Annotated in this window: 6 protein-coding genes; 3 read left to right on the top strand and 3 right to left on the bottom strand. The window is 42.6% G+C overall.

What is annotated here, in order from left to right:
* Nucleotides 1-478: 478 nt before the first annotated feature.
* The 3 genes from petL (at nucleotide 479) to PN457_RS04095 (ending at nucleotide 3,949) form a co-directional block, all read left to right on the top strand.
* A complete protein-coding gene (gene petL, locus PN457_RS04105; protein WP_200989640.1) occupies nucleotides 479-574 on the top strand; it encodes a cytochrome b6-f complex subunit PetL in 96 nt (31 codons plus the stop codon).
* A gap of 275 nt (nucleotides 575-849) precedes the next feature.
* On the top strand, nucleotides 850-2,217 hold the full coding sequence (locus PN457_RS04100; protein WP_271731495.1) for an NAD-dependent succinate-semialdehyde dehydrogenase: 1,368 nt from the start codon (nucleotides 850-852) through the stop codon (nucleotides 2,215-2,217).
* 88 nt (nucleotides 2,218-2,305) lie between these two features.
* Entirely contained in the window at nucleotides 2,306-3,949 is a 1,644-nt protein-coding gene (locus tag PN457_RS04095; RefSeq protein ID WP_271731494.1) for an acetolactate synthase large subunit, read from the top strand.
* A gap of 191 nt (nucleotides 3,950-4,140) precedes the next feature.
* Here the strand turns inward: PN457_RS04095 and PN457_RS04090 are convergent, their stop codons facing one another.
* The 3 genes from PN457_RS04090 to nadC form a co-directional block, all read right to left on the bottom strand.
* A complete protein-coding gene (locus PN457_RS04090) occupies nucleotides 4,141-4,479 on the bottom strand; it encodes a hypothetical protein (RefSeq protein ID WP_271731493.1) in 339 nt (112 codons plus the stop codon).
* A gap of 246 nt (nucleotides 4,480-4,725) precedes the next feature.
* Nucleotides 4,726-6,492, bottom strand: a complete 1,767-nt coding sequence (gene argS / locus PN457_RS04085) for an arginine--tRNA ligase (RefSeq protein ID WP_271731492.1) — start codon at nucleotides 6,490-6,492, stop codon at nucleotides 4,726-4,728.
* Between the two features lie 107 nt (nucleotides 6,493-6,599).
* Nucleotides 6,600-7,481: a carboxylating nicotinate-nucleotide diphosphorylase gene (gene nadC, locus PN457_RS04080; RefSeq protein ID WP_271731491.1), complete on the bottom strand. Its 882-nt coding sequence runs from the start codon at nucleotides 7,479-7,481 to the stop codon at nucleotides 6,600-6,602.
* Nucleotides 7,482-7,686 lie beyond the last annotated feature (205 nt).

Here is a 7,686-nt window from a genome sequence, read left to right as displayed (position 1 = left end):
ACAGGGAACAGGGAACACACCGAACAGAGATTAAGAAGGAATATTCAGGCATTTTCTTCAATAACCAACATTATTTCCCTTATACGGTAAGCCTTTTCGGATTTTATCAAAACAATTTAGCATATTAGGTACTGAAGAACCGGAAATTAAAGAATACTATCAAATTCAGTTAAAATGAAAAAAAAGGCATCTACAAATATGGTGAAAAACCCAAAAGATGTCAACTTAAGTAGCCACACAGCTAAGTATAAGCTTAGCCAAGGTGGGTAGGGGAGCTTTGACACTCCCAAAACAATATTATTTACTTAATCTAATAGATTAAGTAAATCACGTTGTAAACGTTGCGTAGCATAGCTTGGCCCTGCGTAGCAACATCAGTTTAGAATCCCCTGTGTTTTAACCAGGGGAGATGTCAAATTTTCCATTCCCCATTCCCCATGATTCAATAGAGATAGTGCTTTATTCTGGAGAAAAATCAATGTTTGGAGTCATAGCTTATATTGGCTTTTTAGCTTTATTCATGGGCGTAGCCGTAGGTCTGCTGTTCGGTTTGCGTGCTGTTAAACTAATTTAAGCCTCTCCCAATCTTTCCTCTCCTTACCTTGGTAAGGAGAGGAGATGGGGTTTGTATATTTCAGATTGTATCTGATTTAACAAAATTTATGGATAAGAGAAGTATATTTAATTATAAAAATAATTGCGGTTATTCCGTATTCAATAATCGAACCTGAGAAAAATCATAAAATTTGGTTATGGCTTGCACAATAGATTATGTGTAAGACTAGGAAGCTACCTCGATCTATATTTCTTCTGGAAATATGGATATGAAATTTAACGGGAGGTCAGGTAATGGCTATCGCCACCATTAATCCCGCCACCGGGGAGACAATCAAAGTCTTTGAGCCTCTCAAGGATGCAGAAATTGCCTCTAAACTGGATTTGGCTGGTCAGACTTTTGCACAGTACCGCCACACAACTTTTTCTGAGCGATCGCAATGGCTAGAAAAAGCTGCCACCATTTTACAGCAAGAAAAAGCTGATTTTGCTCAAATAATCACCCTGGAAATGGGTAAACCTTATCAAGCGGCGATCGCAGAAGTAGAAAAATGCGCCCTGGTTTGTCAATACTACGCTGAACAAGCACCGAGTTTTCTGGCTGATGTTCCCATCCCCACCGATGCTAGTCATAGTTTTGTGCGCTATGATCCTTTGGGTGTAATTCTGGCTGTAATGCCGTGGAATTTCCCCTTTTGGCAGGTGTTTCGTTTTGCCGCCCCCACCCTGATGGCGGGAAATGTCGGCTTACTGAAACACGCTTCTAATGTCCCCCAGTGTGCCTTGGTAATTGAAGATATTATCCGCCGGGCTGGTTTTCCTCCAGGCGCTTTTCAAGCACTGTTAATCGGTGCGGCCAAAGTTGCCGATATCATAGCTGATCACCGGGTGAAAGCTGCCACTTTAACTGGAAGTGAACCAGCGGGAGCATCCCTGGCAGCCGCCGCGGGTCAACAAATCAAAAAAACTGTTTTAGAATTGGGGGGTAGTGACCCATTTATTGTTTTAGAAAGTGCTGATTTAGAAACCGCCGTTACCATGGCGACTACAGCCCGGATGTTGAATAATGGGCAATCTTGCATAGCAGCAAAACGCTTTATTATTGTGGAGTCCATCGCGCCTGAGTTTGAAAATTTACTTCTAGATAAATTTGAGGCGCTCAAAGTAGGCGACCCCATGCAGCCGGATACGGATATAGGGCCATTAGCAACCCCTGGTATTCTCCAAGACTTACATCAACAGGTGCAAACTGCCATTAAAAGTGGCGGTAAACTCCTTACCGGTGGACATCCTTTATCACATCTGGCGGGTAACTTTTACCCGCCCACTATCATTACAGATATCCCCCCAGATAGTGCGATCGCCCAGGAAGAATTTTTTGGGCCAGTTGCCCTGTTATTCCGTGTACCAGATATTAATGCCGCCATTCGACTAGCTAATGCTACACCTTTCGGCTTAGGTGCTAGTGCTTGGACTAATAATCATCAAGAATGCGATCGCCTAATCTCCGAAATCGCAGCAGGTGCTGTATTTATCAATAGCATGGTTAAATCTGACCCCCGCTTACCTTTTGGTGGGATTAAGCGGTCTGGATACGGCAGAGAGTTGAGTATTCAAGGTATACATGAGTTCGTCAATGTAAAAACCGTGTGGGTGAACTAATTTAGTCATTAATTGTGGGGTATTGGCAGATATTTAACTCTTCCAATACTCAGTCCCCAGACTTATTTATAACCAGCGAGGAAATCAAATGAATACAGCTGAATTATTGGTGCGGTGTCTAGAAAACGAAGGGGTACAATATGTTTTTGGTCTTCCTGGTGAAGAGAACCTGCACGTTTTAGAAGCACTGAAACATTCTTCCATTCAATTCATTACCACTCGTCATGAACAGGGTGCAGCATTCATGGCTGATGTCTACGGACGCTTGACAGGTAAAGCTGGAGTTTGCCTTTCTACCCTGGGGCCTGGTGCTACAAATTTAATGACTGGGGTAGCAGATGCTAACCTCGATGGTGCGCCTTTAGTCGCAATTACTGGTCAGGTGGGAACCGATAGAATGCACATCGAATCCCATCAATATTTGGACTTGGTAGCAATGTTTGCCCCAGTAACTAAGTGGAATAAACAGATTGTGCGCCCCAGTATTACACCGGAGGTGGTACGTAAAGCATTTAAGCGATCGCAAACTGAAAAACCCGGCGCAGTTCACATTGATTTACCAGAAAATATTGCAGCTATGCCTGCAGAAGGCAAACCCTTACAAAGGGATAATATCGAAAAAACCTATGCTTCCTTTGCTTGTATTCGGGCAGCAGCGGCAGCCATTTCCCAAGCAGTTAACCCCATTATTCTAGTAGGTAATGGAGCAATTCGCGCTCATGCCAGTGATGCAGTTACCCAATTTGCCAGCCAAATGAATATACCTGTTGCTAATACTTTTATGGGTAAGGGCGTAATTCCTTATACTCATCCATTGACATTGTGGTCAGTGGGATTACAGCAAAGAGATTTCATTACTTGTGGCTTTGATCATACAGATTTGGTAATTGCCATTGGCTATGATTTAATCGAATTCTCCCCCAAAAAATGGAATCCTCAAGGTAATATTCCCATTATTCATATTGCAGCCAACTCAGCCGAAATTGACAGCAGTTATATTCCCGGTGTGGAAGTACTCGGAGATATTTCCGATTCCCTCAATGAAATTTTAAAATTGGCAGATAGACAGAGTAAACCTAATCCCTATGCGATCGGCTTAAGGGCAAATATTCGTGCTGATTACGAACAGTACGCCCACGATGATGGTTTTCCCATTAAACCCCAAAAATTAATTTATGACTTACGCCAAGTTATGGGGCCCGATGATATCGTCATTTCTGATGTGGGCGCACATAAAATGTGGATTGCTAGACATTATCACTGTCATAGTCCCAATACTTGCTTGATTTCTAATGGTTTTGCCGCCATGGGAATTGCTATTCCTGGCGCTTTAGCAGCAAAACTGGTTTATCCTAACCGCAAAGTTGTAGCTGCTACTGGAGACGGTGGCTTTATGATGAATTGTCAGGAATTAGAAACAGCCTTACGAGTCGGTACTCCCTTTGTCACCTTAATTTTTAATGATGGTGGCTATGGGTTAATTGAATGGAAACAAGAAAATCAATTTGGCAAAGGTAACTCATCTTTTGTCCATTTTGGTAATCCTGATTTTGTCAAACTAGCGGAAAGCATGGGTTTAAAAGGTTACAGGGTTGAATCTGCTACTGATTTAATCCCCGTACTTAAAGAAGCCCTCAACCAAGATGTACCTGCTGTTATCGATTGTCCCGTAGACTACCGCGAAAATCACCGCTTTAGCCAAAAAGCCGGGGAATTAAACTGCACAGTCTAGTCAGCGATGCTAAAATTTAGCATTGGCATGATTAGGTTCATTGAGTGCATTTAGATCCATTTAGAACCCGGACTTCTTTCATAAATTCCCAACTCTTGGGTCTGCTTACAGAAGTCCGGGATCTGAAAGGTAAATATTGTAATATGGGGGTTTTGCCTAACCTCATAATTACAAGGAAACTGCGCCAAACCCTAGTCCTCATCGAGTGCGGGGAAAGCTTCCTCAAACCGCCACAAATCATCTTTATTGTTGAGAAACCAGATTCTAGTTTCCGGACTTAATCGACTCCAAATAATATCACCAGGAATGTGGGGAGAAGCATACTGATATTGCAGTCCCAGATCCTTTAAATTTTGCTCAACATCATGGGGAATGCCAAAATCCTGCCAGTTAACTTGTACATGTCTACCTGTTAGCCCCGCAGCAGGGTCAAAAATTAACTGGGCGGCTCTAATTAAATCAGCAAAATGTTTGGGTTTCAGACTAGCTATCTGCTGAATCTGGCTGGGTTGGTTATGCTCTTGAGACATTGTGACTGAAATTGGGTAAAAATTGGTTATTTCTGAAAATTAACAGCAGAGATTTTCACCCCAACCCCTTCATTTTAGCGCAGCAGAACTTCGGAGGAATAGTTTAACTCAACAATCTATTCATCTGTGTGGATCTGTGTCCATCTGTAGTGATTGTTAACCTGCCTTGATGGAAATGAAATACACAATTGATCACATCACATAAATGTTGTGGGATCGGCATCGTAACCGCCTGGGGAGTTACTCTTACATCCTCTCTAAAACTGGAATCCCCAGCAAATCTAATCCCAACTTTAAAGTTCTAGCTGTCAAATCACACAAGATTAACCGGGATGTCCGCAGTGGTTCCTCAGCCTCCAGTACCCTTACCCCCTGGTTACGATCATAAAACTGATTAAACTTTTTACTTAACTCATACAAATATTCACATAATCGATTAGGTAGTAATTCTTGCTCAACAGTAGTAATCACCTCATCTAACTGTAATAAATACTTAGCTAAAGCTAACTCAGTTTGATGCTGTAACAACACCTGAACATTGTCTCCTAACTCGCTAAAATTAATTCCACCCTTGCGGCTAATCCCCTGAATCCGTGCATAAGCGTACAACATATAGGGTGCAGTATTACCCTTAAGATCCAACATCTTGTCGTAGCTGAAAATATAATCACTGGTACGGTTTTGGCTTAAATCAGCATATTTTACGGCACTGATACCAACTACCTGAGCAACTTCACTAATAAATTCTTCAGGTTCTGGGCGTTCTTCTTCTTTTAATCTACCTTCTAAATCTGTACGGGCGCGAATCACAGCTTCATCTAATAAATCCCGTAATCTGACGGTATCACCTGCACGAGTTTTAAATTTTTTCCCATCTTCTCCTAAGACCAAACCAAAGGGAACATGAACCAGTTCTACATGATCAGGAACCCATCCCGCCTTACAAGCAACTTGGAAGAATTGGGCAAAGTGGTTACTTTGTCCAGAATCTGTCACATAAATTATGCGTTGGGCTTGATCTTCTTGAATTCGGTAACGCAAAGCTGCTAAATCTGTTGTGGCGTAGTTATAACCACCATCGGATTTTTGTACAATCAAAGGGAGTGGCTCACCTTCTCTGTTAGTGAAGCCTTCTAAGAAAACTACCTTAGCCCCTTGATTCTCCTCCAGTATCCCTGATGTGGCTAAATCCTCCACTACAGAGGAAAGTAAAGGATTATAGAAAGATTCTCCCCGTTCATTTAATTGCACATCCAGCAGGTCATAAATTACCTGAAATTCTCGGCGTGACTGTTCGCACAGTAGTTTCCAAGCATGAAGGGTGTCTTCTGCACCTGCTTGTAATCTCACGACTTCCTTTCTTGCTGAATCTTGAAAACTTTCGTCTTCATCAAAGCGCTGTTTAGCTTGGCGGTAAAAATTGACTAAATCACCAATATTTAAAGCATTCGCAGTGGTCAGGGCTTCCGGGTAAACTTCTCTCAGGTAGGTAATTAACATCCCAAACTGTGTACCCCAATCACCGACATGATTTAACCGCAAAACATCATGACCCCGAAATTCTAAAATCCGGGCGATCGCATCACCAATGATTGTAGAGCGCAAGTGTCCGACGTGCATTTCTTTAGCAATATTCGGACTGGAAAAATCGACAATTTCTCGTTTTGGTGTTTCCGTCTTTGGGATTCCCAGTCTGGAATCTGCTTGAATGGTGTTGAGTTGTGTTTCTAGGTAGGAAGTTTTCAGCTTGAGATTGATAAAACCAGGCCCTGCTATTTCTGGTGTTTCGCAAAACTCGGATACATCTAGTTTCTCCACAATAGCAGAGGCGATCGCCCTGGGTTGCTGTCCTAACTTTTTACTCAGCGACAAAGCCATATTTGCTTGATAGTCACCAAATTTAGGATTACTCGCAGTCACCAAAATCGGGTCTACTCCGGCGTAGTCACCGCCAAAAGCAGCCACTAAAGCCTGCTGAAGTTTCAGTTTTAGTTGTTCTTGTGTAGCGTTCATATATTAATGTTATCTGTTTATGGGAGGCTATTGGCTCCCTAATGGTGAGACTTTCTGTAAAACTTGACTATTTTAGCTCTAACTAGTACGGATTAAGCCACGCTACGCTATCGGGCGATTGATTTACCTGAAATTTTCATACTTAAATCTAACCACTTGGATTGAGTAATGGGCGCACTACTAGATATATAGTCAACCCCGGTCTCAGCAATAGTGCGAATAGTCTCTAGGGTCACATTTCCCGAAGCTTCAATTTTCACCCTAGTATTCTGCTGACGGATTAACTGCACCGCCTGACCCATCATCTGCACAGGCATATTATCCAACATAATAATGTCCGCCTGATGTTCTAATGCGGCTGTCACTTGTTCTAGGGTTTCCGTCTCTACTTCAATAGTCAGAGGATAGGGTATCTGGGAACGAATGCGGGTAATGGCTTCACCAATTCCGCCAGCAGCAGCAATGTGATTATCTTTAATCATGACAGCATCATCTAAGCCCATGCGGTGATTTATCGCTCCACCTACCGCAGATGCGTACTTTTCTAATAATCTCAGCCCTGGTGTAGTTTTGCGGGTGTCCACAAACTGAGCCGGTAAATCTGCTATTTGCTCTACATATATATGTGTGAGAGTAGCAATTCCACTCAACCCCATGGCCAAGTTCAGCGCCACCCGTTCACCCATGAGCAGCGCATCTAGGGAACCATCAATTTCTGCTATGACTTGTCCTGGTTCACACTTTTCACCATCAGGGACAAGAGCCACAAAATTTACTTTTTCATTCAAAAGTTCAAATACCCTGGCTGCAACTGGTAACCCCGCAATTATCCCCGATGCTTTAGCCAGCCATGTAGCTCTTCCCCTGGTTCCATGTTCCCATAACAGAGATTGAGTAGTGCGATCGCCCCGACCAATATCTTCTACCAACCAGCCACGCAGTAAAGGATCTAGAACTACCCTTGGCGGTAAAACACCGAATTTACTCACAACTTAGTTACTTTTATTTTGATTTACAGACCAATTATACCTCAAAAGGCTTGCTATATAAGACTTTCAGAGAGATGAAAAAAAATCTGCAAAAATTAGAAAAAAAGAGTTGACAAAGCTAGAGACAGTAGCTATATTGGATAAGTGCCTGAGAGACAAGCGCTGCAAAGCGGAGTCCGAGGGAACACCGAACCATGAAAATATT

It is taken from the genome of Anabaenopsis arnoldii (assembly GCF_028331025.1).
Taxonomy (GTDB): Bacteria; Cyanobacteriota; Cyanobacteriia; order Cyanobacteriales; family Nostocaceae; genus Anabaenopsis; species Anabaenopsis arnoldii.
Note: the sequence above shows the minus strand (reverse complement) of the source record. Positions and strands in the feature narration are given on the sequence as shown.

Bases quoted from the DNA above. Each gene is read 5' to 3' on its own strand.
- petL (WP_200989640.1), top strand. From the start codon at position 479: ATGTTTGGAGTCATAGCTTATATTGGCTTTTTAGCTTTATTCATGGGC.
- PN457_RS04100 (WP_271731495.1), top strand. From the start codon at position 850: ATGGCTATCGCCACCATTAATCCCGCCACCGGGGAGACAATCAAAGTC.
- PN457_RS04095 (WP_271731494.1), top strand. From the start codon at position 2,306: ATGAATACAGCTGAATTATTGGTGCGGTGTCTAGAAAACGAAGGGGTA.
- PN457_RS04090 (WP_271731493.1), bottom strand. From the start codon at position 4,479: ATGTCTCAAGAGCATAACCAACCCAGCCAGATTCAGCAGATAGCTAGT.
- argS (WP_271731492.1), bottom strand. From the start codon at position 6,492: ATGAACGCTACACAAGAACAACTAAAACTGAAACTTCAGCAGGCTTTA.